Here is a 24,547-nt window from a genome sequence, read left to right as displayed (position 1 = left end):
TATGAAAGTCTTAGGCATCACTGGTGGTATCGCCTCCGGTAAGTCATTAGTAACTAAACAATTTCAAGATAAGGGATTCCCTGTATATGATTCGGATCAAATCGTTCACAGTCTATACCAAGACCGAGCGGTAATCGATTTGATTACAGCGCGTTTCCCATCCGTCAATGAACAAGGTGTCATCAATCGTAAAAAACTAGGCGATCTCATCTTTAATGATCCAATAGCAAAGCGAGATCTCGAAAACATCTTTCACCCTAAAGTGTATGAAACCTTGAAGGCACATATCGCAAATCATGGGAATGATGCCTGGGTGGTTTTAGACATTCCATTGCTCTATGAAACTGGTGGTGAAGCTCTTTGTGATATGGTTTTGGTGGTCTATGTGGACCCAGTTACGCAACTCAATCGTTTGATGGCTCGAAACCATTTAAGTGAATCTGAAGCCAAATCGCGCATCGAAGCGCAAATGCCATTACATGAAAAAATGCAACGTGCTGACATTGTTATTAACAATTCAGGCACGATCCCAAAGACGCTCGAACGCGTCAACGAAATCATTGATAAAGTATTAATTTAGGAGGACCACTATGCCAATTTACCGTACTACCGATTCCAACAAAGACCCACGTCTTCAAACCCGTTGGTATCAAAATGACTACAAAGAATGTCAACAAGCTGTACTTTCTGTCTTGAAAGCTTTTGGGTATCAACTCAAGTATCAAGACGACACCTATGGCGAACTCATTTTTAACCGTAAGAATGAGACTTTAGATGTGAAAATTGTCTCTTTACAACGCAAACAAACGGCGATTGACTTCGTTTTAAATGTCGAAAACATCTTCGACTTTGGTCGCCGTAAAGCGGTTATCGCAGAAATTTATGCACGACTACAAAAGATGTTAAACGAAAAGAAATTTAGCTAAAGAAATTAGGTGTCACATGAAAAATGAATCGTTTTGGGTCATCGGCAGTGGCACATTGTCTCTAGATGACTCATCTACCCTAGCGTTATTGTATCAACCATTGATTGGCACAGACAGTCATGGATTATACTTGTTTTTAAGTGCCCTCGTAAACGCAGATACGTATCAATCTGAACTCTTTCCAAAAGGGTTTTTAATGGATGCTTTAAATATCAAAGAAAAAAATTTGAATGAGGCTTTTGGAAAACTAGAAGCTGTGGGGTTATTGTCAACTTATCAAAAAGATATGATTTATATGTACCGTTTGACGATGCCATTAACGCCAAAGCAATTCTTCTTAGATGGCATATTAGGCAGTTTCTTAAAGAGTGAAATTGGAGAATCCAATTTTAACCTCTTGTTTAAACGTTTCTCCATCCCAGAAGTTAGCCGCGAAGGATATGAAAATATCACGAAGTCGTTTGACCAAGTCTATCAAGTGAAAACCTTAGATAGTGTATCGACTTCGATGCACATTGTTTCCCGTAAACCTGGTGCAGGGGTAGTCATCAATCAAGATTTTAAACTCGATCAACTCTTTGAAATCTTACCGGTTAGACTGCAAAAGAAACGTATTTTTACAAAAAAAATTCAAACTCAAATCGCCTCGATTATGTATGTTTATGGCTTTACTCTTGAAGACATGAAACAAGTTTTAGTCGAAGCTTACGACGAAGACCACAGTGCACTATTTTATGAACGCATCAATTTGGTTTCGAGTCGATACCATGAAAAACACAATGGTAATGAATCCATTGAAATCGACTTAAAGGGGCAATCGGAAGACCGTCCGAAGTTATCTGATTTTTCACCACAAGATTTAATCAGTCACTACGCACCGAAGATGACAAATAGCGCGTTCGCACTGCAAACGATACGCCAGTTCGTTGAACGTAACGCTGTCGATGTGGGGGTAATCAACGCCGTCATCATCATTTGTTTACGAATTAAAACGGACCTGCCTAACTTAAACTACTTAGAAAAAGTCTTGCATTCACTGGTGGAAAAAGGAATTACAACGGAAGCGGATGCTTATGAATATATCATGAAAGAACCCGAATATAAGAAAGACAAGAATCCACAATACACCAAAGAAAAACGTGTTGCACCTGTTCCTGAATGGATGGATGAATTTAAAGCGCTCCTAGAAAGTGGGGATTAGATGAGTAAACTGGATTTTCTCAGACAAGAAATTGAATCGTTCCCTGAAACGCAAAACCTACAAGTCGCTGATGCGGATGTTATTACCGTTGTTCAATACATCGATTTGAAAAAGGCATTTGATCCCAATGACCCCAATCAAAAATTTGAACCGGTTTTAGTGTTAGAGCCTTTTGTTCGAATTGAATATAAAGTATCTGAAGCATTTAAAACTAATGAAGCAGAACTCGATAAAAAGAAGAAACTCGATACGACTTACCACAATGACTATTTAATGCACGCAAAACTCGCAGACTTTAGACTCTTTAACGACGAACGTAAGGAAGCTTTGGTTGCTGCGAATGCATTTGTAGATCAAATCCAACCGAATCAATTCATCAGAGGTCTTTATCTATATGGTAAATACCGTACAGGTAAAACGTACTTATTATCTGCGATTGCAAATGCGATGGTTGAAAAAAATATCTCAGTGGTATTCGCATATTTTCCAGATTTGGTTCGTAACTTCAAAAACTCATTTAACGACCATTCTTTAGAACCTAAAGTCAAACAATTGAAGACCTGTGGTCTATTGATTTTAGATGATGTGGGCGGTGAATACATGACTGCTTGGTTTAGAGATGAGATATTTGGCCCCATCCTACAATATCGTTTAACGGTTGGATTACCGATTTTAATTTCATCAAATTATAAGATGACGGAACTCCATGCTGTCTTAGCAGAAGCGAAGGATGGCATTGATGAAGTGAAGGCGATGCGGATTATTACGCGTATTCGTGAACTCACAAAAGAGATTAAGTTATCGGAAAAGAGATATGATGCGATTTAACTTGACAGTATGGTTTAAAGTAGTATAATTTATATGAAAAGCGATGATTAGGCCATGATTTTTATACTTTAAGCGATGTAGGACGGTGAAAGCTACAACCATAAAAATTACTCCCTATGAGCTGACTGCGAAAGCAGAATCCGTTAGACCGCGTTAAGGTTTTGAGTGCTAGAGTAATCTAGAACTAAGGTGGTACCACGATGATTCGTCCTTAACTTATGTTAGGGACTTTTTTATTTTAAGGAGGAAACAACTATGAAATTATTTTTACCAGATGGAAAGCATTTAGAAGTCGCAGTTGGGTCAACCCCACTACAAGTTGCGCAATCGATTTCCATGTCACTTGCCAAAAAGTCGATTGCTGCTTTATATGATGGAGCTGCTATTGAATTAGATAAACCGATGGTTAAAGACGGTTCTTTTAAATTGCTATCAGCGAATGACCCTGAAGCATTCGCGATTTTGAATCACTCTGCAGCACACTTACTCGCACAAGCAGTAAGAAGCTTATACCCACACGCATGTTTTGGTGTTGGACCAGCTATTGAAGAAGGTTTCTACTACGATATTGATTTAGGCGATGTTAAATTTACCGATGAAATGTTACCAGCGATTGAACAAAAGATGCAAGAACTTGCTAAACAAGGTTTTGCGGTTCAAGGTCGACAAGTGTCTTATGAAGAAGCGAAACAAATTTTCAAACAAGACCCATATAAACTAGAACTCATCGAAGGTTTGAAAGATGAAGTCATCAGTGTTTATCAACAAGGTGATTTTATCGATTTATGTCGTGGTGGACATATATCCAATACAAAAGAAATCAAATACTTTAAAATACTCAGCTTAGCAGGTGCTTATTGGCGCGGTAATAGCGACAATAAGATGTTGTCTCGTGTCTATGGGGTTGCTTTCTTCACAAAAGATGCTCTTGATGCGCACTTAAAGATGTTAGAAGAACGTAAACAACGTGATCACCGTAAAATTGGTAAAGAATTGGATCTATTCCTAATTTCTAAAGAAGTAGGATCAGGTTTAGGCTTCTGGCTTAAAAATGGTGCGACGATCCGCCGTATCATTGAAAGATACATTACCGATAAAGAAATCAGCTTAGGCTATGAACACGTCTATACCCCAATTATGGCAAATGTGGAATTATATAAGACAAGCGGACACTGGTCACATTACCAAGACTCCATGTTCCCTCCTATGGATTTGGGTGATGGTGAAATGTTGGTATTAAGACCGATGAACTGTCCACACCATATGATTGTCTATAAGAATGAAGTTCACTCCTATAAAGAACTCCCGATCAGAATCGCTGAACTTGGAATGATGCATCGATATGAAAAATCAGGTGCTTTATCCGGACTTCAACGCGTTAGAGAAATGACCTTAAATGACGCGCACATTTTCGTTAGACCTGACCAAATTAAAGACGAATTCAAACGTACTGTCGATTTATTACTCAATGTCTATAAGGATTTCAATATTACCGATTACAAATTCCGTTTAAGCTACCGCGACCCAGAAAACAAAGAAAAATACTTTGATGATAATGAGATGTGGGAAAATGCTCAAGCTGAACTGAAGTCTGTTATGGATGAACTTAATATGCCTTATTATGAAGCCATTGGTGAAGCAGCGTTCTATGGTCCTAAATTAGACGTTCAAGTGAAAACCGCGCTAGGAAACGATGAAACCCTATCGACGATTCAAATTGACTTCTTATTACCAAGACGTTTTGACTTAACCTACGTGGGTGAAGATGGTAAAAATGACCAAATCCCAGTGGTTATTCACCGCGGAATTGTCTCCACAATGGAACGCTTTGTTGCCTTCTTAATCGAAGAATACAAAGGTGCCTTCCCACTTTGGTTATCTCCTGTTCAAGCAAAACTATTACCAGTTAACTTAAATTTCCATCAAGATTATGCCATTGAGGTTCAAAGACAACTTCAAGCCCTTGGATTTAGAGTCGAAGTGGATTTAAGAAATGAAAAACTAGGCTATAAGATTCGTGAAGCTCAAACTAAGAAGATTCCTTTACAACTCGTGATCGGTGATAAAGAAGTTGAACAAAAAGGTGTTACTTACCGTCTATATGGTAAAGAAGAACAAACTTTCATGCCACTAGATGAATTTATCACTTGGTTTATAGCGTATAACGATTCCAAAAAATAATTCATCAGATTAATCAATCCCCTTTACTAAAAGCCTAATTGGACATCCAAAAAAGGACTTTCAGAAAGGGGATTTTATTTCTCTTTAATATTAAATCCAAATAAATTCAAAAAAATTCATAATAATATATTGCCTATTCGAAAAAAAGTGTATAATAAAGATGAAGATGCGATTCTGACTTTCGATTTGGACACAACGAATGTGCGAATTTTTGAAATCTGAATGGCTCAAGATAAGGAGTGATTGTATGTTAGAAGTCAGCCACGTTAAAAAGAACTATGGGTCTTTAACCGCTGTCAATGATTTATCTTTTTCAATCCAACCAGGTGAGATTTTTGGACTTTTAGGTACCAATGGTGCGGGGAAAACGACAATATTTAAAATGATTTTAGGTTTATTAGAACCTACTGCAGGACAGATTTTATTCAATGGGAAAAAAATCAGTTATGAAGACGTTGATCATATCGGGTACATGATTGAAGAACGCTCATTGCTGGTTAAACTGAGTGTGATGGAACTTGTTTTACACTATGGGGCACTAAAAGGTTTAGATAAAGAGACCATTTTAGAACGTTTGAATTATTGGCTCAAACGCTTCAATATGGAATCTTATCTTGATAAGAAAATCAAAGAACTTTCAAAAGGTAACCAACAAAAGATTCAGTTCATTACTTCAATCATTAACAATCCAAAACTGTTGGTTTTAGATGAACCATTCTCAGGGTTAGACCCAATCAATACTCAAAAGTTTGTAGAAGTGATTCGTGACTTTCAAAAACAAGGTACGATGATTATATTCTCAACCCATCAAATTGACCATGTTGAATCCTTTTGTGAACAGTTGATTGTTTTAGAAAAAGGTATTCCTGTTCTGCAAGGTAAGATTAGTGACATCAAGAAAGACTTTAAGCGTCATAACATCCGTTTAATTGGTGATGTTGAAGAAAATATGCTTCGTGCAATCCAGGGTGTAAGAGATGTCATCATCCAACCGAATGAATGGATTGTAAAAATCGAAGATGAAGGGGTTTCAGAAGCGGTATTCAATTACGTTAAGACTTGTATGAATGTCCGTAAGTTTGATGTTGAACAAGCAACCTTATCTGAAATCTTTATTGAAAAGGTAGGTGAAACCTATGAGCAAGTTTAGATATCTTTTATCCTACGGTATTCGTCGTCGTATCGGGACAAAGTCATTTTATATCGCGAATATCATCATTTTCTTAGCCACTTTAGTCATTATGAATATTCCAAACATTGTCGCGTTCTTTGACGATGGTGAAGCATCTAAAGAAATTGTGTATGTCGTTGATGATACGGAAAAGGGATTGGATACACTTTTGATACTAGAATCGAGTACTGAAACTTTTACTGCTATGATTCCTGGTGCGAATGTCACCTATGAACTCATCACAGAGTTTGATTCGAATCAGATAGAATACGGTACATCTAAAGCGATTATTCACCTTACAGCAGTAGGAGATGTCTTACATGTGAATCTCTATAAAAATGGGTTAGAACCCTTAAATGAGACGTTATTGGTTCAAAGTTTAACAGTATTAAAGACTCAAATTTGGGCAGTTGGTAAAACCGAAGCAGAACTTGAACTCATTTCAGACTTCAATGCCCCACTACAATATGAAGTCTTTACCCAAGATGAAGATACCACTACGCGCGATTTGATTCTATCGGTCGTTAGTATGTTCATATCAATTCCAATCTTTATTATGCTCATTATGAGTGTGCAGTTTGTCGGAATTGATATCATTGAAGAAAAATCGACCAAGGCAATTGAATTTGTCATGTCCACAGTTCCACCGCAAACCCACTTCATGACAAAGATTCTAGCCTCATTTATCTTCTTAGTCGTTCAAGCTGTATTGATCTTCGCCTATGGTATAATCGCCGGATTCATCTCTACGAAAATTCTTGGCGCAACCAATAGTCAAATGTCGATATCTCAATTGATTGGCATGTTAACCGATACAGACTCTCAGATTATTTCATCCGTATTACAAGCATTACCATTTGCTTTATTCATTACACTGTTGTTCATGATTTTAGGTGGATTGTTCTTCATGATTTTTATGGCGACACTCGCTTCGATGTCGACAACGATGGAAGATTTCCAATCCTTCCAATCCCCTTTCATGTTAACCATGGTCATTGGCTTTTATGCCTCGATTTTCTCTATTTATATGGGCGATTCGATCGTACTCAAAGTGATTGCATATATACCTTTATTTTCACCAATGGTCGTACCTACCCTTTACATGAGCGGTACATTAGGGTTGATTGATGTCATCATCACACTGGTTTTATTACTGGGTTCTACAATCGGTATTTACTACTTACTCACACCTGTGTATAAGGCTTCAATTCTAAGTTATGATCAATCTCCATTCCTCAAACGTATCAAGAAGATGTTCATGAGAAGTAAAGAAATCTAAACCTGCTGAAGCAGGTTTTAATTTTAAATTAGATAAACGTCTAATAAAATAAGAAACTTCTGAGGTTTTATAACAATAAAATAGATAAATATCAAAAAAATATGTTGACAATATTAGATGAACGTCTTATAATGTAATCATCTTAGGAGGTTCATCATGAAACCTAATCTCATCAAAAATGTCCATTTTAGACGTTTAATATTTGGTAAACTCATATCGATGTTGGGCTCTAACATCATGCAGTTTGCATTATCTTTATATGTACTTAGCCAAACCGGCTCAGCCGCATTATTCGCGAGTATGTTATCCATATCAATCATTCCTCGCTTACTCTTTTCACCTTTCGCAGGTGTAGTATCTGACCGCTTCAATCGTAAGACTATGATTGTGTCATTAGATATCATGAGCGGATTGGTGATGTTCTTAGCGGGTTTGTTCTTTATTTCACAAGGTCAAGCACTAACGGTTTTATCCATCTATGTGATTATCATCGCCTTGGAAATCATCGAAATTTTCTTCCACGCAGCGATGTCTGCTGTATTACCTAGTATCGTAAAAAAAGAAGAGCTACTACAAGCAAACTCTTACCAAACGGTTGTTTTGAACGTCGGGCAACTTTTAGCACCGGTTATCGCTGCACTTTTATATACGTATACCGATATGCTTTGGATTTTATGGATCAATGCAGGGTGTTTTCTTCTATCGAGTTTTTCTGAAATGACAATAGCGATACCCAAAACACAAAAGAGTGATGAAAAGTTAAGTCTTAAAGTGTTCTATCAAGATACCAAAGAAGGCCTCGCATTAATTAAAAAGGAAAAAGCCATATCTTCGATGATATCGCTAGCTACCATCATCAACTTCTGTATCGCACCATTATTCTCGGTAGGGTTAATTTTCATCATAAAAACGGTGTTAAAAGTCAGTAATTTCGAATTTGGCTTTTATCAAATGGCCATTTCATTATCGATGATTATTACTCCGATGTTCGCGGTGGGAATAATCAAAAAATATCCAATTTCAACGGTTTTCTATCGTTCGTTCATGGCATTGGGGTTAATTATCTTAGTACTGTCTAGTGTTTTAATTCCAAGTTTTAGAACATGGGTCAATAACTCGAATTACACATTTTATATGATTCTCGTCTTGAGCTTCTTAACAGGTGTGACCGTATCCATTGCAAACCTCGCCAACGCAACCATTTTTCAAAAGGTTGTACCACTATCGATGATGGGTAGAACCAGTGCGGTTTTAACACTTCTTGTCACCATTTTCGTTCCAGTTGGACAAATGATTTTCGGCTTCTTGTATGATATAATGGATGCGAGCGTAGTGATGATGATCGCAGGCATTATCTTAATCATCGCTGTAAGGTTACATAAAAAGCAACTCACCCATTTGAACATCGCTGAATAACATACAAAGAAGGGAATATCCGATATGAAAACAACATTTTACTTAGAAGAATCTAGATTACTCGATTTACTCAGATTTCCAAAAATCTTGTTGTCGAAAGAACCAGACGAACTCTACGATGATGCCTATATACAGTTTCTATCCGATGTTTCTAAACAATTGGAACCTAACAAAGAAGAAATCTCATTTTTCTATCTAGCGGATGATTACACGAGTCACGACTTCAACCAAATTTTATACGCGACCTTCTCGGTGGTTGAAGGGGAAGAAGACCTTTACTTTAAGAACATCCTCAAGTTGGATAAAGAAAGTTTGAAATCTAGAATCTACGATACTTTATTGAGAATATCTGAAGAGACAAAAGAATCGATGCCGAATCCAGTAACACTCATCGAATCTTTAGATATCGAACTAAAACACAAATGGCATTTAATGTTAATCCTCGAAAATCCGGTTAAGTATATCCAACAGTATGCGAAATTAATCGAAACGATTGAACCGATCTTTGATGTGTTCTATAATCCATTGAAAGAGGAAGTAAGAAAACTCGGAGTTTCAATCTCGAATACACTCAACACAGAGGGTATTCAAGCCATCGAACGCTTGAGCTATAATCGAATCAAGGCCTCCATCTTTAACTTAAGTGATATGCGTTTGTTGGTATCAGGGATTTATCCCTACAGTGTGATGATCAACCCAAGACCTGATTATATCAACTTGATTTGGGGTTTGAGTATCGAATACGCCTTCCAAAAGATGTTATTAGCAAATGAGAATAAGCTTCAAGAACGCGTATCTGTATTTAAAAATATGGGAGATAAGACTCGTTATGAAGTCATCAGATGCATTGCGAGTGGACTCACCTCTATCAAAGAGATTGCCACAAAAGTAGGTGTATCCTCAGCAACGATTTCCTATCATTTAAATGAGTTGATCAATGCTAAAATTGTAACGCTAGAAAATCAAAATAAGAAGTATTCTTATATTATTGATTATGCCTATTTGACACAACTTATCGAAGACTTTAAAATCGATTTGGGTTTTCCAATATCTGAAGTTTAAGCCACCTTGTAAAGGTGGTTTTTTTGCATTTTCAATGTGTCCTAGACTAACCATATGTTATAATCTATGTCGAGGTGTTAATTATGGCTACGTATGAAGAATTAAAAAAACGTATTGAAGAACTTGTCGACCCAGGTTATGAAAAACCTTTAAAAGAAGTGAACGGTATTAAGAAATTAACGGTTGGTCCAACTGGGGTTGTCGATGTAGAACTCTATTTTTCTAAACCAGGGACACCAGAAGAAACAAAATTCAAAATTAACCTAATCAAATTGGTTAAAGTAGAATTAGGCTTTCCTGGAATCAAAGTGACCTTCGAACAAAATGAAGTTGTGAATGAAGGCGAAAAGAAAATCATATATCTAGGTATTGCATCAGGTAAGGGTGGCGTGGGTAAATCCACTGTGACTGCGAACCTCGCAGCAGCCTTAACCCGTTTGGGTAAAACAGTGGGTATTATTGATGCAGACATTTATGGCGCATCGATCCCACAGATCTTAAAAATTGATATCAAACCATTATCGGGTACCGATGATGATATGATGATTCCACTACAAAACGAAGGCATTGAAGTCATTTCTACAGAATTCTTTATGCCTGCTGATAAACCCATCATGTGGCGCGGTCCGATGTTAGGCAAAATGCTTTCTCACTATTTTGGTGGGGTTGCATGGAGAGATAACACAGACTTCGTTTTAATCGATTTGCCACCTGGAACAGGGGATGTCGCACTCGATATTCAAAAATTTGCTCAACATACTAAGATGTTAATCGTTACAACCCCACACGTCAATGCGGCGCATGTCGCTGTAAAAGCCGGTTTAGGGGCTCAACAAATCGGTCATTCTGTAATTGGTGTTGTTGAAAATATGAGTTATTTCTTAAACCCTGCCAATAAGAAACGTGAGTTCATTTTTGGACAAGGTGGCGGTGAAAAAGTCGCTAAGCAACTGGGTGTTGATTTACTCACTCAAGTGCCAATTGGACAACCTGTGGATGGTTATATTTTCACGAGTGCTGAACCTGCTGGACAGGCTTACGATCTACTCGCATCAAAAGTCATCGATTTATTAACAGAGTAATATGCTTTCTTATCAATTATATGAACATACCAAAGGCTCGCCTTTGGTTTTATTCAGTCATGGACTGGGTGAATATGGCACTTTATACGAACCTCTTGCTAAACAGTTGAATGCGGCTGGATACAGCGTCATTCTATACGATGTGAGAGGTCATGGAGTGCTAGAACCTAAAGGGACTTTAAAAGATTATCAAGATTTAATCATGGACATCGATGAAATCTTGAATCAAAACCGAAGAGATCGTAAAGTATTCTTAATGGGACATTCGATGGGTGCGATGATATCCAATTTATATGCAGTGACCAATCGGGAGATTGATGGTGTCATTTCCATAGGTTATCAGTATCATCCCATTAAAGCAGTGAAATGGATGGGGTTATTATTCCCTAAAAAACGACTTTATTTAAACTGGTCTGACCCTCGTAGTCGTCATGAAAAAACGAATGCGGAAATCGAAGACCTAAACCTATTAAAGTCAGTATCCTTCAAGTTTCTCTATGAAACTATCCATAAAGCGAATAAAGTCGTTAGACAGGGGTTAAAACAATACCCATGTCCAATCCTTGTTATGCATGGTGGCGCAGATAAGATTGTGCCATTACACAATGCACACGCGCTATATGATCACCTACCACAACCTAAAGAAATGATTGTTTATCCGGATAGTTATCACGATGTATTACTAGATATCGATCAAACCTTAGTGGTAGAAGACATCATTAACTGGTTAAATCAATACAAATAGGACTTTACCAATTCTTTACAAACTGCTTACAAGAGTGTGATATATTCACATTCTTTTTTTTTATAAAATGGTGGTGAAATCTAATAAAAGGAGACTTTATGAAAAAAATAGTTGCATTAATGACATTGGTATTAGCCTTCACACTAGCTGCATGTCAACCATCATCATCATTCGATGAAACCAAGAACATCACAGTTTATACCCGTGATACCACTTCCGGTACCCGCGCAGGGTTTATGGAAGGGATTGGATTTGCTACAGCATCCACTTCAGATGATGTCTTAGTTGACGGGTTTGTGATTAAGGATAATACAGGCATTCTCACCTCAATCGGCACCGATGAATACGGGATTGGTTACGTATCCTTATCCTCTTTAAACGCTACAATCAAGGGTTTAAACTTTGAAGGTGTCGCTCCGACGGTTGCGAATGTATTGAATAACACCTATGGATTAAAACGTCCATTCATGTGGATGGTTCGTGACGCTGGGGATTATGAATCCACAGAAATCGAACAATTGGTCGAAGCTTTCATTGCTTTCTTAGGCACTACCGATGCAGCCGATATCATCAATAACGAAGGGGCGATCGCGTTATCAACCACAATCACTTGGGATTCAATTAAAGCAGATTACCCAATTACAGCACGTAATAACGCCAATGTTACACTTCGATTTGGTGGATCAGACTCGATCCAAAAAGTAGCTCAAGCTTTAACTAGAGCGTTCTCAGCTAAGGCTGGAAACTTCGTTGCTGAACACGACCACACCGGATCAGGTGATGCATTTAAGCGTACACAAACGATTGGATTAACCGACCCAGTATCCAAGCATGTCGGATTCGCTTCACGCTACTTCAAAGACACAGAAAAAGTTGGTGTTGATGTGACCGATATGGGTCAACTAGCTTGGGATGCCATCGTTGCGATTGTCCATAAGAATAATCCTGTAACCAATGTTACTGCAGCACAATTAAAAGCAATCTATGATGGTTCAACAACCAAGTGGTCTACCCTCATTACAGAATAATATAGATTTGACCCTAAGGGGTCTTTTCTCGTGAAAAGGAGTCACCCATGCAATCGAAAGTATTACTCAAACAAACTCAAGAACGACACAATCAGTGGTTGGATAAAACCATTAAATACATCCTTTTGGGTTTTGCAATCCTCTCTTCATCCTTCATTTTTATTATTGCTGGTGTCATTATGGTTAAAGGGGTAACCCCTTTCGTAACCAACAATAACGGGCTAGGTTCAGTCAATCTTTTGCAGTTTATTAAAGGAACTACCTGGTTGATTGGTGAATCGTTTAATTCGAATCTTTATGGGGTTGGATTTTTAATCATATCAACCCTATTTATCGCATTCTTATCACTTGTGATATCATTTCCAATCGGGGTCTTGACCGCCTTATTTATTGCGAAAATTGCACCCAAACGTTTGGCTGATTTATTACGAACAGTGATTGAAATGCTTGCCTCTATTCCATCCATCATTTACGGGTTATTTGGTGCCGGTGTCATATTGAAACTGGTGTATGATTTTAGTGCTTTAATGGGTTATCAGTCAAAAGGCGGAAACTCGATATTAGCCTCTGTACTTGTACTAGCGATTATGACCATTCCAACCATCGCTTCCATCAGTGAAGTAGCGATTCGTAGTGTGAATAAAGCCATTGAGCATGGGTCTTTAGCCTTAGGGGCTTCGGTCACCCAAACCCATTTTAAAGTAGTATTAACCTCAGCAAAAAGTGGCATATTCACCTCAGCTATCCTAGGTATTGGACGAGTTTTAGGTGAAGCTACCGCAGTATCGTTGGTTGCTGGTGGTAGACGCAGTGGGATCCATTTTAATATATTGGATACCACATCGACACTAACAACCATGATGTTAGAGGGCATGAAAGAAACAACAGGTCTAGATTACGATATCCGATTTTCTGTAGGTATCGTCTTGATGGCCGTTATTTTAATTACGAACTTTACCCTAAACTTCATCAAGAAAAAGGTGGGTAATGTTGATGTTAAATAGAAGATATTCTGACAAAATCCTTCAAGGGATTACCTATCTGGCCTCGTTTACCTCACTCTTTGTCTTATTATCAATCGTCATGTTTGTTATCCTAAATGGTGTAAAACTTATTAATATTGATCTCATCACCAATAACTATGAATCGAAGAGTTACATTGCCGATTTAAAAGATTTTAGCAGTCCGGGTGATTTCACCATCGATAAAACGTTTGGTGAGGATACCTTTTATTCATCCAAGTGGGGAATTGCACTGAAAGACGATCAAAACCTCATGGGACACAATGTTATAAAGGTCAGTTATGTACACCCCGATTCGCCTTTTAAAGAACTTAGAAATAAAGGTGTATCTGTCTTGGAACTCAGTTTAAGCAAAAACTATGAAATCGTTCGTATCGCTTTTGAGGATGCCCCATCTGCCTTAGCTGTTCAAGGTGCTTTCAACATGATTTCTATACTCGATACTAAAGATACATTCAGAGAAATTGAGTATTCTACCACCGGTGGTGGGATTCGAGGCTCAATTGTGACTACACTCTATTTAATTGGACTGACGCTTTTAATCGCATTACCGATTGGGATAGGGGCGGCACTCTATCTGAATGAATACGCACCTAAAAATGGATTAACTAAAACATTAAGGAATCTCATAGAAACCTTAACCGGTGTACCTTCAATCATATATGGACTCATGGGATTAGCGCTATTCGTACCGATTACGATTCAATTAACGAAAGCAACCGGACCGAACTTAATTTCAGGCGCTTTGACGCTTTCAGTCATTTTACTACCAGTCATAATTAGAACCACAGAAGAATCCTTAAAAGTCGTTCCAGATGAATACCGTCAAGCTGCCCTTGCATTAGGTAGCAACAAAACTCAAACGACCTTTAAAGTGGTCTTACCCAGTGCTTTTTCAGGCATCCTCACTGCGACTTTACTTGCGATAGGCCGAATCATTGGCGAAAGTGCAGCTTTAGTGTTCGCAGTTGGAACCGCGATTAAAGACCAAGTCAGTATTTTTGATAAGTCAACTTCTTTATCGGTTCATATCTTCGCGATGATGACCGATGAACCTGCGAACATTGAACTTTCAACCACCATTTCGATCATCATTTTAGTCATCGTGTTATCGATGAACTTAACCATTAAGTTTTTATCTAAACGCTTATTAAGGAAGGTAGGTATCACAAATGAATAAAGTATTTGATGTGTCTGGTCTCAATCTCTTTTATGGTGAAAAACAAGCTTTAAGAAATATTGAACTCAGCATTTATGATAAGAAAGTTACAGCTCTAATTGGACCGTCCGGATGCGGAAAATCCACATTTTTAAGAACGTTGAATCGAATGAATGACTTAATCGATCACTGTAAAGTGGATGGTCATATTGACTATCAGGGGTTACCAATATACGATAAGCAAACCGATGTCATCAGTTTAAGAATTAAAGTCGGAATGGTATTTCAAAAACCCAATCCATTTCCGATGAGTATTTATGATAACATCGCTTATGGCCCGAGATGTCAAGGTATTAAATCGAAACATGCCTTAGATGATATCGTTAAAACGGCCCTAGAACAAGCTGCGTTATGGGAAGAAGTGAAAGACCGCTTGAAGGATTCAGCCCTTGCATTATCAGGAGGACAACAACAACGATTGTGTATTGCGAGAGCCCTCGCTATGAAACCAGAAGTGCTTTTGATGGACGAACCCACTTCAGCCCTTGACCCTATTGCAACATCGAAAATTGAGGACCTCATTTTACAACTAAAAAATCAATATACCATCGTGATTGTTACGCACAATATGCAACAAGCAGCGAGAATTTCAGATTATACTGCATTTTTCTTACTTGGCGAAATGGTAGAATACGAGACCACTGAAATACTGTTTTCACACCCTAGAGATGAACGCACCGAAGATTACATCACCGGTCGTTTCGGATAATGCTATAATGAAATAGAAGGGAACCTATTATGAACCGACGAACCTATCAAACTGCGTTAAATGAACTAAAAAAATCGGTCATTGAAATGGCCGATCAAGTGTTAAAAAATGTCAGACAAGGCCTTCAAAGTTTTGAAAAAAACGATCTTGATTTAGCACGTGAAATCATTAAAGCGGACGACCAAATCGACATGTATGAAGAAGAAATTTCCAAGCAAGCCTTAAGAATTATTTGGAAAGAACAACCCATCGCTCAAGATTTAAGATTGGTTACCACCATTCTCAAAATCTTAACCGATATCGAACGTATTGGTGACCATGCATCTGATATTTCAGAAATTGCGTTACATCTCGAGGGACATCAATTTTCTCGTGACTTAACCCTTGTTTTATCGATGGCGAAACATGCTGAACACATGGTCCAAAATGCTATTGAAGCTTTGGTCAGTGAAGATGCTGTACTAGCGAAACTCATCATTGCTCAAGATGATATGGTTGATGACCTTTACAAGCAAATGATCGAACGCTCTGCAGAGTGGATCAAAGACGATGTGGATGACACGCCTTATGTTATCTCCATTATACTCATATCCAAATATTTAGAACGTGTCGCTGACCATGCGGTCAATATCGCCGAATGGGTTATTTTCTTAGTGACAGGTTCACACAAGAATACCCCACTATATTAAGGAGGAACTATGCCTAAAATTTATTTCATTGAGGATGACCGTTCAATTGCTTATGTGATTGAAAAAACCCTCAATAATGCGAAATTTGAATATCAATGGTTCCAAGATTGTAAGCATCTATTTGAAGCGATTGATGCGTCCTTACCAGACCTCATTTTATTAGACCTCATGTTACCTAATGAATCTGGGTTAGACCATCTTAAACGATTGCGAAGTAACCCAAAAACAGAATCGATACCGGTCATTATCCTCTCGGCTTTATCCAGTGAGCTCGATAAGGTAACTGGGCTAGATTTAGGTGCCGACGACTATGTCACAAAACCTTTTGGTGTTTTAGAGTTATTAGCGAGAATTCAAAATAAACTACGCCATTTGAAAGACAATAAAACCTTGAGTTTAGGCAATATCGAAATGGACTTACAGCGCCATGAAGTCACAATCGATGGTACCATCATTAATCTTACATACAAAGAGTTTGAACTGTTAAAACTCTTGTTAGAAAAACCCGATGAAGTAGTGAATCGTGATCACATTTTTCAGGTCGTATGGGGCTCGGATTTAATCTTAGAATCGAGAACCATTGATATGCACATCAAGTCTATTCGTAAAAAACTAGCAGAGGCAAAATCGACGATTGAAATCCTAACTGTACGTGCAGTTGGATACCGTTTGGTGAAACTATGAAAAAGACATTTGTCTTATACCATTTAATCGTCACCTCTTTGGTAGTGGTTCTTTACTTAGGTATTTCATTGACACTCACTAACTATGTCAATCGACGACAGTCTGCTTACATGCTCGATGTGGTATTAGAAGATACTGTGATTGCGTATAACTTAAAAACTGTCAGTGATACTGAGTTTGTAACCCTATATAAAAATTCAAACAAGCGAATTTCAATCATTTCACCTAGCGGTATTACAATCGCCGATTCAATGAAATTGTCGACATCAGGAAATCAAAGTATCTACCCTGAAATCAAACAATTAGGTAAAGCATTTACCAGGTATTCAGACACACTTAATCTCAACTTAATGTACATTGCAGATGAAGCGGTTAATGGGAACTACGTTCGAGTTGCCATCGTTATGGATGAGCAAATCGCCTTGAATACACAAACGATTCTGATCTTAATTTTGATATCCCTTGGAATTCTAGGTCTTTCAGTCAGTAGCTATCAAAAGATATCTGATACATTTATGAGACCAATCCACGATATAGTGGTGTCTGTTAAAAGCATTAAAGAAGGTAATTATCAGTGGGTGATGCCAGCGACACAATACGATGAAATCAACGAACTACTAAGGGAGATAAATGGTGTGAATGAATCGATTGTGAATACGATTCAGAATTTAAACGAAAAAGAAGAGCTACTGTCGATTTTAGTTAGAAATATGGATCAAGGGATTTTGTTAATTGGTTCAGACCAATCGATTGTGTTTTACAATGATTTAGCCAAACGCTGGTTTAATATTAAAGAAAAAGATCTCTTATTGTCTGTTCGAAATAAGGATGTTTATGAAGCGATAAAACTCGCTACTGAAGAATCCATTTCCATGACATTCACAGTACCATATCATGATCGTTTTATTTCCGTAACAGTGACTTCTGTACACAATAAACTGTTATTGAAACCCACAGGTAAACAAGGGGTTTTGGTTACACTGGTTGATGATACCGATCGAATCCGACTAGAAAACAATAAACGCGACTTTTTCGCGAATGCTTCACATGAACTGAGAACGCCGCTCACCGCGATTAAAGGTTCAGCTGAATTGATGTATTATGATATGGCAACTATTGAGGAAAAGAAAAAACTCTCTGAAGAAATCATCAGACAGGTTGTTATCATGGATAATTTAATCAAAGACATGCTTGAACTATCCAGATTAGAAAATAGGCCTAAAACAGAACAAATATCATTTAACTTAAAGAAAGTATTGGATGGGGTTCTAGAGGATTTAAATCCACTTATTATAGATAAATCCATTCAAGTTTCACTTTCGACCCAAAACGTCTTATTTAAAGGTATTGAAACTGACTTTAAATCGTTATTTAAAAATCTCATTGAAAATGCCATAAAGTATAATAAAGTAAATGGAACGATTGAGATTATACTTACTCAGACAGAAGAGGCTATTGAATTTGTCATTAAGGATTCAGGCATCGGTATTCCGAAAGCCCATCAAGAACGGATTTTTGAACGTTTCTACCAAGTTAATAAGGCTAAAAGCCTCTATCAAAACGGAACGGGTCTTGGGCTTGCAATCGTCAAACACGTTGTTTCCCTTTATAAGGGGTCGATTACAGTAGAAAGCGAACTCAATGAAGGTACAACCTTCAAAGTGGTTTTTCATAAGGAATAAATCTCACTGCAGTGAGATTTTTCATTTTTATAATGGAATTTTCTTAAAGAAAAAAGAGATGCTTAATTTGTAAACATCCCTTGTTTTAAAACGTACATAACTTGGTCGACAATTTTGTCTAAATCCATATCGGTTAACGTTTCTCTAAATAATACTTGTAACCCAACGAAGTTTGAAATACCCATCAAGATATACGATAAGGTTTCTAAGTCAATTTGACCATCAACTTCACCTTGTGCCACACTTACAGACAGTTTATCTACATAGGCTTTAGAGAAGTTTTGATAATAATCTTTAAAGATCTCTTTGTCGACAAACATCGATTCCCAAATAATGCGGTAGGAAAGCGGTTCTTGCCATGCAAACTTTAAGAATGCCTTGATTCCAAGACGCTCTTGTTCGTAGCGTGTTGGGGCATCCTTTATTGCATCATTGATGGCTTCACCTATCTTCAAACGGTACTGATGTAAGAGATAAACATAAAGAGCGAGTTTGTCATCAAAGTAAATGTAAAAAGTTCCAGTTGCGATTTTTGCCTTGTCGATAATCTCATTGATTGAGGTAGCTTGATACCCTTGTTTCGAAAATAATTTCTTACCACTATTTATAATTTTATTGAATGTTTTAAGTCCATCTTTTCTTTTTGGTAAGCGATAGTTCATTTTTTCCATAGTTATCACCTAACATTAGTGTAAACGATTTCTTTTAAAAATTCAAGTAATATCTTTTTTAACCTATTGACATCTATGAATAAGAAGTCTATTATAAAGGTAAGATGAACGTTTATTGATGATATATAATGAGGAAAGGAATATTATGACAAGCAAAACAATTAAAGACATCAAGGTTGGGGATATCGCTTTTTTCGAGAAGACCATCACTGAGGAGGACGTACAACGCTTCGCGATGGTATCAGGAGATTTTAATCCTGTCCACTTAGACGAATCGTTCGCCAAGCAATCCATTTTTCACAACAGGATTGCGCATGGCGGTTTAATTAACGCCCTATTTTCAACCGTTTTAGGGACTGAACTACCCGGATTAGGTACCATTTATTTACAACAAGATTCGAAGTTCATAAAACCGGTATATTTAAATGACCACATCAAAGCGACTGTGGAAGCAGAAGAAATCAATGAGGAGAAAAACCGCGTATTATTCAAGACCGTGGCTTACAATCAAAATAATGAAGCCGTTGTCGTTGGTCATGCGCTGGTTATGCCAAGAAAATGAAGAGAGACTTATTAATTAAAATGCTAGAAGAGTTCGCTATTAAAGAAGTAAAACCGATGGCGAAACTGACCGATGAGGAAGAACGCTTCCCAATCGAGATTGTAAAACAAATGGCGGATTTAGGCATTCTTGGATTGCCTTATGAAGCGACTTATGGTGGTGTAGGTGCAGCGTATACCGATTATGTAGATGCAGTGAGAATATTATCCAAATACTGTGCAACTACAGGTGTGATTTTATCTGCCCATACATCCTTATGTGCTTCTCCGATTCACGCTTTTGGTAATGAGGCTCAAAAACAATACTATCTACCTAAATTAAATCGTGGGGAGTGGTTAGGTGCATTTGGATTAACGGAACCAAGTGCTGGGACTGACGCTTCTAAACAACAATCCAAAGCGATAGATAAAGGCGATTATTATGAAATCACCGGTTCGAAAATTTTTATTACCAATGCAGGTTATGCCGATGTATACATCATCTTCGCAATGACAAATCCAGAACTAGGCTTAAAAGGTATCAGTGCGTTCATCTTAGAAAAAGATACCGAAGGTTTCAGTGTTGGACCTAAAGAACGTAAGATGGGTATTCGTGGATCATCGACTTGTGAATTGATATTTGATAAAGTTAAACTCCCTAAAACCCAATTGCTAGGCAAACTAGGTGAAGGGTTCAAAATCGCGATGGCAACACTTGATGGTGGGCGTATCGGGATTGCTGCTCAAGCAGTCGGCATTGCAGAAGGCGCCTTTGAACGGGCTGTCGATTACGTTAAAACACGTAAGCAATTTGATAAACCGATTGCATCCTTCCAAAACACACAATTTAAAATTGCCGACATGAAAACACAAATTGAAGCAGCTAAAGCATTATTATACCAAGCAGCGGCAGCTAAAGAACGTGGTGAATCCTATTCTGATAAAGCAGCGATGGCAAAATTATTTGCTTCTCGTGTGGCCTTTGAAGTCGCAGATCAAGCTATTCAATTAATGGGTGGTTATGGTTACATTCGTGATTTTGAAATTGAACGTTATTTAAGAGATGCTAAAATTACGGAAATCTATGAAGGGACCTCTGAAGTTCAACGCATGGTCATTGCCGGAAAGGTGTTGAGATAATATGGATATCATTGTACTCGTAAAACAAGTTCCAGATACTACAGAAATCAAAATCGACAAAGAAACTAACACTTTAATCCGTGCGGGTGTACAAAGTATTGTTAATCCAAACGACCTCGCAGGGGTCGAAGAAGCTTTAAAACTGAAAGCCCGTTATGGCGGGTCTGTCAGTGTGGTTACTATGGGACCGATGCAAGCAGAATCGATGCTCACAGAACTTTATGCCCGCGGGGTGGATGCGTGTTACTTACTTTCTGACCGTGCATTCGCTGGGTCCGATACCTGGGCTACTTCAACCATTTTATCGAGTTTCTTAAAAACATTAAAATATGATTTAATCATTGCAGGATATCAAGCTATTGACGGCGATACGGCTCAAGTAGGACCACAGGTTGCAGAATTTTTAGACATCCCTCAAGTGACCTATTTATCTGAAATTGTTTCAGTTTCTGATAAAGATTTAATTGTCAAAAAGAGAACTGATTCTGAAATTATAACATTAGCCGTAGAAATGCCAGTTTTAGTGACGACATTGGCCGACATGAATAAACCTAGATACATGGATGCTTGGAACATCTATAACAATACCGACCGTAAGGTTCACATTGTTACATTCAATGACTTTCATATCGACCCAGCTCATATCGGATTAAAAGGGTCTCCTACGAAGGTTAAGAAAACCTATGTTAAACCAGTTCAAGCGAAATCTGATAAAGTCGTTATGACACCTGAAGATGCCGCAAAATTGATCACTAAATTGCTTTATCCATATATGGAGGAACAAAACCATGAATAATGTTTGGGTATTTATTGAACAAAAACATGGGAAACTTCAAGCTGTAGGGTTGGAGTTATTATCAGAGTGCCGCCGAAAACTGGACAAAGAAGTAAAAATCAGTGCTGTGTACTTCGGTAGTCAGCTATCTGATGAAGACATCCAAGCGGTGACTTCTTGTGGGGCTGATGAAATCATTTATACACTCAGTCCATTACTAAAAGAATACGACACACACTATTATTCAGAAGCAATATTTAATTTAATGAAAGAGAGTCGTCCGAGTGTATTCTTAATTGGTTCCACATTAGAAGGACGCGATCTCGCACCAAGAGTTTCTGCAAGATTACATACCGGTTTAACAGCGGATGCGACCATCCTTGACTTTGAAATGAATGAAAAGTTAACCTTACTCGCAACTAGACCTGCGCTTGGAGGGAACTTGTTTGCTACCATTGTATGTGAACAAACCATTCCTCAAATGGCGACTATCCGTCCGTCTATCTTTAAGATCGAACAGAATCTACATAGAAAGAGTCAACTTATTGAAATCCCATTTGTTTGTGAAAAACCGTCTAAGATAAAAGTACTTGAAGTAGAAAAGTTAACCCACAAAAAAGTGGATTTAAACAAAGCCCAAGTCATCGTAGCTGGTGGACGTGGGGTGGCTAATATGTTCCCGACATTAAAAGAAATTGCGGGGTTAGTCGGTGGGGAAGTTGCGGCATCGAGAGCTGTTATTGACGTAAACATCGAACAAAAAGACCGTTTAGTGGGGCAAACAGGTACAACAGTCCATCCGAAAGTCTATTTCGCCTCTGGAATCAGTGGGGCTATTCAACACATCAGTGGCATGGACAAATCGGAACTCATCATCGCAGTTAATACAGACCCCAACGCATTAATTTTTGATGTAGCTGACGTTTCCATCATTGCAGATGCAAAACAAGTATTGCCTTTAGTAAAAGAAGAACTTAAAGCCATCCGTGCTTTTAAATAAATCCTTTAAATTAAAAAGACTTCAATAAGATGGAGTCTTTTTGTTTTTCATCATAAAATATGCAAAAAATCTATAAAAACATTCAAAAAAAATGTGATAAGTATTGATTAAAACTGCATTTTTAAATATAATGGCTATGGTGATAATATGCTTAAAAGAAAAATAAATCAATCTCTTACACAGTGGTTAGAAAACCCAGTTCGAGGTGCACTATTAATTAAAGGGCCACGTGGTGTTGGCAAATCAACCAGTATAGATCGTTTCGCAAAAGAAAACTATAAATACTATGTTAAAGTCGATTTTGAGAAAAATCCTGAGTTGATTCCAATTTTTAATGACAATTTAGATTTAACCACACTCATTAAAAAAGTGAGCCTCTTTTTACAAGTTGAAAAAATCATTTCCGGACAAACCCTCTTTTTCTTTGATGAAATCCATTTGTGTCCAAATGTTAGAGTAGCAGTTAAAAACTTTGTTCACAATCAAAAATACGATGTGATTATGGCAACCTCCTATTTTGGTATCAACCCAGATGCTTTTCCGACCACACCCTATCCATATGAACAAGTGTTAGATATGAATGGATTGGATTTTGAAGAGTATTTGTGGGCAAGTGGTGTGTCAAGTAACATCATGAACGACTTAAGAATGCACTTCAATCATAAAACCCCAGTGCCTGATGCACTCCATGAAATGATGCTCAATGCTTTTTACGAATACATGACAGTAGGTGGAATGCCCGAAGTCGTTAATTCCTTCTTAAATACACATAACTTCAGTTTGGTTATTAAAAAGCACATTAAGATTTTACAAATGTATAACAAAGACATGAAGCAGTACTTATCAAAACCAGATTATACAAAGTCAGTGAAATGTTTTTTGTCTGTCCCTTTTCAATTAGATAAAGAGAACAAGAAATTTCAATATGGTTATGTTGAACCCAAAACTGCAGCTCGTAAATATGAGAAAAATTTACTATGGTTATATTACGCAGATATGGTCGATATTTGTTTCAATCTTTCTGAACCCAAAATGCCATACCCACAACACGCCAAATTTGATGTATTCAAAGTGTATTATAAAGACATCGGCCTCCTTACTTCAAGCTATGGCGGCGATGCTCAGATTGCTATTCACTCGGGAAAAACCAAAGCATATCATGGGGCTTTACTAGAGGCTGCAGTTGCAGACATTTTAATGAAAAATGGTAAGAAACTTTATTACTTTGATCGAAATACAACCTTAGAAGCAGATTTCTTCATTAAGTTTAATGATAAGAATACGGTTTTAGAGGTTAAAGAAGCCGATAACACAAAATCGAAAATGATTGAAAGTCTATTTGAAAATTTCGGATTAACCCAGGCGATAAAGTTATCTTTAAATAACGTTTCAGAAGAAAAAAATATCATAACCTATCCGATTTACATGACCATGTTCTTATAAGAAAAATAAGTAAGCATTTTCTTTCTTAAACTCAGTTTTGAAATAGATATGAAT

At 37.6% G+C, this 24,547-nt stretch carries 24 protein-coding genes; 23 read left to right on the top strand and 1 reads right to left on the bottom strand.

What is annotated here, in order from left to right:
• Position 1: 1 nt before the first annotated feature.
• From coaE to N7603_RS03695, 18 genes are all read left to right on the top strand, one after another.
• Positions 2-580, top strand: coding sequence for a dephospho-CoA kinase (gene coaE / locus N7603_RS03780; RefSeq protein WP_262096016.1), 579 nt, complete (start codon positions 2-4; stop codon positions 578-580).
• A 10-nt stretch (positions 581-590) separates the two neighbouring features.
• Positions 591-926, top strand: coding sequence for a hypothetical protein (locus tag N7603_RS03775; RefSeq protein WP_262096015.1), 336 nt, complete (start codon positions 591-593; stop codon positions 924-926).
• Positions 927-942: 16 nt separating this feature from the next.
• Complete coding sequence (locus N7603_RS03770) at positions 943-2,127, top strand: DnaD domain protein (protein ID WP_262096014.1); 1,185 nt, start codon at positions 943-945, stop codon at positions 2,125-2,127.
• Positions 2,128-2,955 (top strand): ATP-binding protein, encoded by an 828-nt coding sequence (locus N7603_RS03765; RefSeq protein ID WP_262096013.1) that lies wholly within the window; start codon positions 2,128-2,130, stop codon positions 2,953-2,955.
• Positions 2,956-3,210: 255 nt separating this feature from the next.
• Positions 3,211-5,136: a threonine--tRNA ligase gene (gene thrS / locus N7603_RS03760; RefSeq protein ID WP_262096012.1), complete on the top strand. Its 1,926-nt coding sequence runs from the start codon at positions 3,211-3,213 to the stop codon at positions 5,134-5,136.
• Positions 5,137-5,383: 247 nt separating this feature from the next.
• Positions 5,384-6,286 carry an ABC transporter ATP-binding protein gene (locus tag N7603_RS03755; protein ID WP_262096011.1) on the top strand — a complete coding sequence of 301 codons (903 nt, stop codon included), beginning with the start codon at positions 5,384-5,386 and terminating at the stop codon, positions 6,284-6,286.
• Entirely contained in the window at positions 6,273-7,586 is a 1,314-nt protein-coding gene (locus N7603_RS03750) for an ABC transporter permease (protein ID WP_262096010.1), read from the top strand. The genes N7603_RS03755 and N7603_RS03750 overlap by 14 nt, the downstream gene beginning before the upstream one ends.
• A gap of 156 nt (positions 7,587-7,742) precedes the next feature.
• Complete coding sequence (locus N7603_RS03745; RefSeq protein ID WP_262096009.1) at positions 7,743-9,002, top strand: MFS transporter; 1,260 nt, start codon at positions 7,743-7,745, stop codon at positions 9,000-9,002.
• Between the two features lie 24 nt (positions 9,003-9,026).
• Positions 9,027-10,064, top strand: a complete 1,038-nt coding sequence (locus N7603_RS03740) for an ArsR/SmtB family transcription factor (RefSeq protein WP_262096008.1) — start codon at positions 9,027-9,029, stop codon at positions 10,062-10,064.
• 83 nt (positions 10,065-10,147) lie between these two features.
• Complete coding sequence (locus N7603_RS03735; RefSeq protein WP_262096007.1) at positions 10,148-11,146, top strand: P-loop NTPase; 999 nt, start codon at positions 10,148-10,150, stop codon at positions 11,144-11,146.
• A 1-nt stretch (position 11,147) separates the two neighbouring features.
• A complete protein-coding gene (locus N7603_RS03730; protein WP_262096006.1) occupies positions 11,148-11,891 on the top strand; it encodes an alpha/beta hydrolase in 744 nt (247 codons plus the stop codon).
• A gap of 98 nt (positions 11,892-11,989) precedes the next feature.
• On the top strand, positions 11,990-12,919 hold the full coding sequence (locus tag N7603_RS03725) for a substrate-binding domain-containing protein (protein ID WP_262096005.1): 930 nt from the start codon (positions 11,990-11,992) through the stop codon (positions 12,917-12,919).
• Positions 12,920-12,966: 47 nt separating this feature from the next.
• Complete coding sequence (pstC, locus tag N7603_RS03720) at positions 12,967-13,923, top strand: phosphate ABC transporter permease subunit PstC (protein ID WP_262096004.1); 957 nt, start codon at positions 12,967-12,969, stop codon at positions 13,921-13,923.
• Positions 13,913-15,121 carry a phosphate ABC transporter permease PstA gene (pstA, locus tag N7603_RS03715; protein ID WP_262096003.1) on the top strand — a complete coding sequence of 403 codons (1,209 nt, stop codon included), beginning with the start codon at positions 13,913-13,915 and terminating at the stop codon, positions 15,119-15,121. Before pstC ends, pstA begins: the two co-directional genes overlap by 11 nt.
• Positions 15,114-15,869, top strand: coding sequence for a phosphate ABC transporter ATP-binding protein PstB (gene pstB, locus N7603_RS03710; RefSeq protein WP_262096002.1), 756 nt, complete (start codon positions 15,114-15,116; stop codon positions 15,867-15,869). Before pstA ends, pstB begins: the two co-directional genes overlap by 8 nt.
• A gap of 29 nt (positions 15,870-15,898) precedes the next feature.
• Positions 15,899-16,558, top strand: coding sequence for a phosphate signaling complex protein PhoU (gene phoU / locus N7603_RS03705; protein ID WP_262096001.1), 660 nt, complete (start codon positions 15,899-15,901; stop codon positions 16,556-16,558).
• A gap of 9 nt (positions 16,559-16,567) precedes the next feature.
• Positions 16,568-17,242, top strand: coding sequence for a response regulator transcription factor (locus N7603_RS03700; RefSeq protein ID WP_262096000.1), 675 nt, complete (start codon positions 16,568-16,570; stop codon positions 17,240-17,242).
• Positions 17,239-18,924 carry a sensor histidine kinase gene (locus N7603_RS03695; RefSeq protein ID WP_262095999.1) on the top strand — a complete coding sequence of 562 codons (1,686 nt, stop codon included), beginning with the start codon at positions 17,239-17,241 and terminating at the stop codon, positions 18,922-18,924. Before N7603_RS03700 ends, N7603_RS03695 begins: the two co-directional genes overlap by 4 nt.
• Positions 18,925-18,986: 62 nt before the next feature.
• Here N7603_RS03695 and N7603_RS03690 read toward each other — a convergent pair whose 3' ends face one another.
• The gene (locus tag N7603_RS03690) at positions 18,987-19,595 is read right to left on the bottom strand and encodes a TetR/AcrR family transcriptional regulator (protein ID WP_262095998.1); all 609 of its coding nucleotides are present in this window, start codon (positions 19,593-19,595) and stop codon (positions 18,987-18,989) included.
• 145 nt (positions 19,596-19,740) lie between these two features.
• On the opposite strand from N7603_RS03690, the gene N7603_RS03685 reads away from it, so the two are divergent.
• From N7603_RS03685 to N7603_RS03665, 5 genes are all read left to right on the top strand, one after another.
• Positions 19,741-20,157: a MaoC family dehydratase gene (locus N7603_RS03685; protein WP_262095997.1), complete on the top strand. Its 417-nt coding sequence runs from the start codon at positions 19,741-19,743 to the stop codon at positions 20,155-20,157.
• Entirely contained in the window at positions 20,154-21,275 is a 1,122-nt protein-coding gene (locus N7603_RS03680; RefSeq protein WP_262095996.1) for an acyl-CoA dehydrogenase family protein, read from the top strand. Before N7603_RS03685 ends, N7603_RS03680 begins: the two co-directional genes overlap by 4 nt.
• 1 nt (position 21,276) lies before the next feature.
• Positions 21,277-22,071 carry an electron transfer flavoprotein subunit beta/FixA family protein gene (locus N7603_RS03675; RefSeq protein WP_262095995.1) on the top strand — a complete coding sequence of 265 codons (795 nt, stop codon included), beginning with the start codon at positions 21,277-21,279 and terminating at the stop codon, positions 22,069-22,071.
• On the top strand, positions 22,064-23,050 hold the full coding sequence (locus tag N7603_RS03670; protein WP_262095994.1) for an electron transfer flavoprotein subunit alpha/FixB family protein: 987 nt from the start codon (positions 22,064-22,066) through the stop codon (positions 23,048-23,050). The genes N7603_RS03675 and N7603_RS03670 overlap by 8 nt, the downstream gene beginning before the upstream one ends.
• Before the next feature lie 147 nt (positions 23,051-23,197).
• Positions 23,198-24,493, top strand: a complete 1,296-nt coding sequence (locus N7603_RS03665) for an ATP-binding protein (protein ID WP_262095993.1) — start codon at positions 23,198-23,200, stop codon at positions 24,491-24,493.
• Positions 24,494-24,547 lie beyond the last annotated feature (54 nt).

The organism is Paracholeplasma vituli (genome assembly GCF_025446935.1).
Classification (GTDB): Bacteria; Bacillota_I; Bacilli_A; order Acholeplasmatales; family UBA5453; genus Paracholeplasma; species Paracholeplasma vituli.
This window is presented reverse-complemented; position numbering and strand designations above follow the sequence as displayed.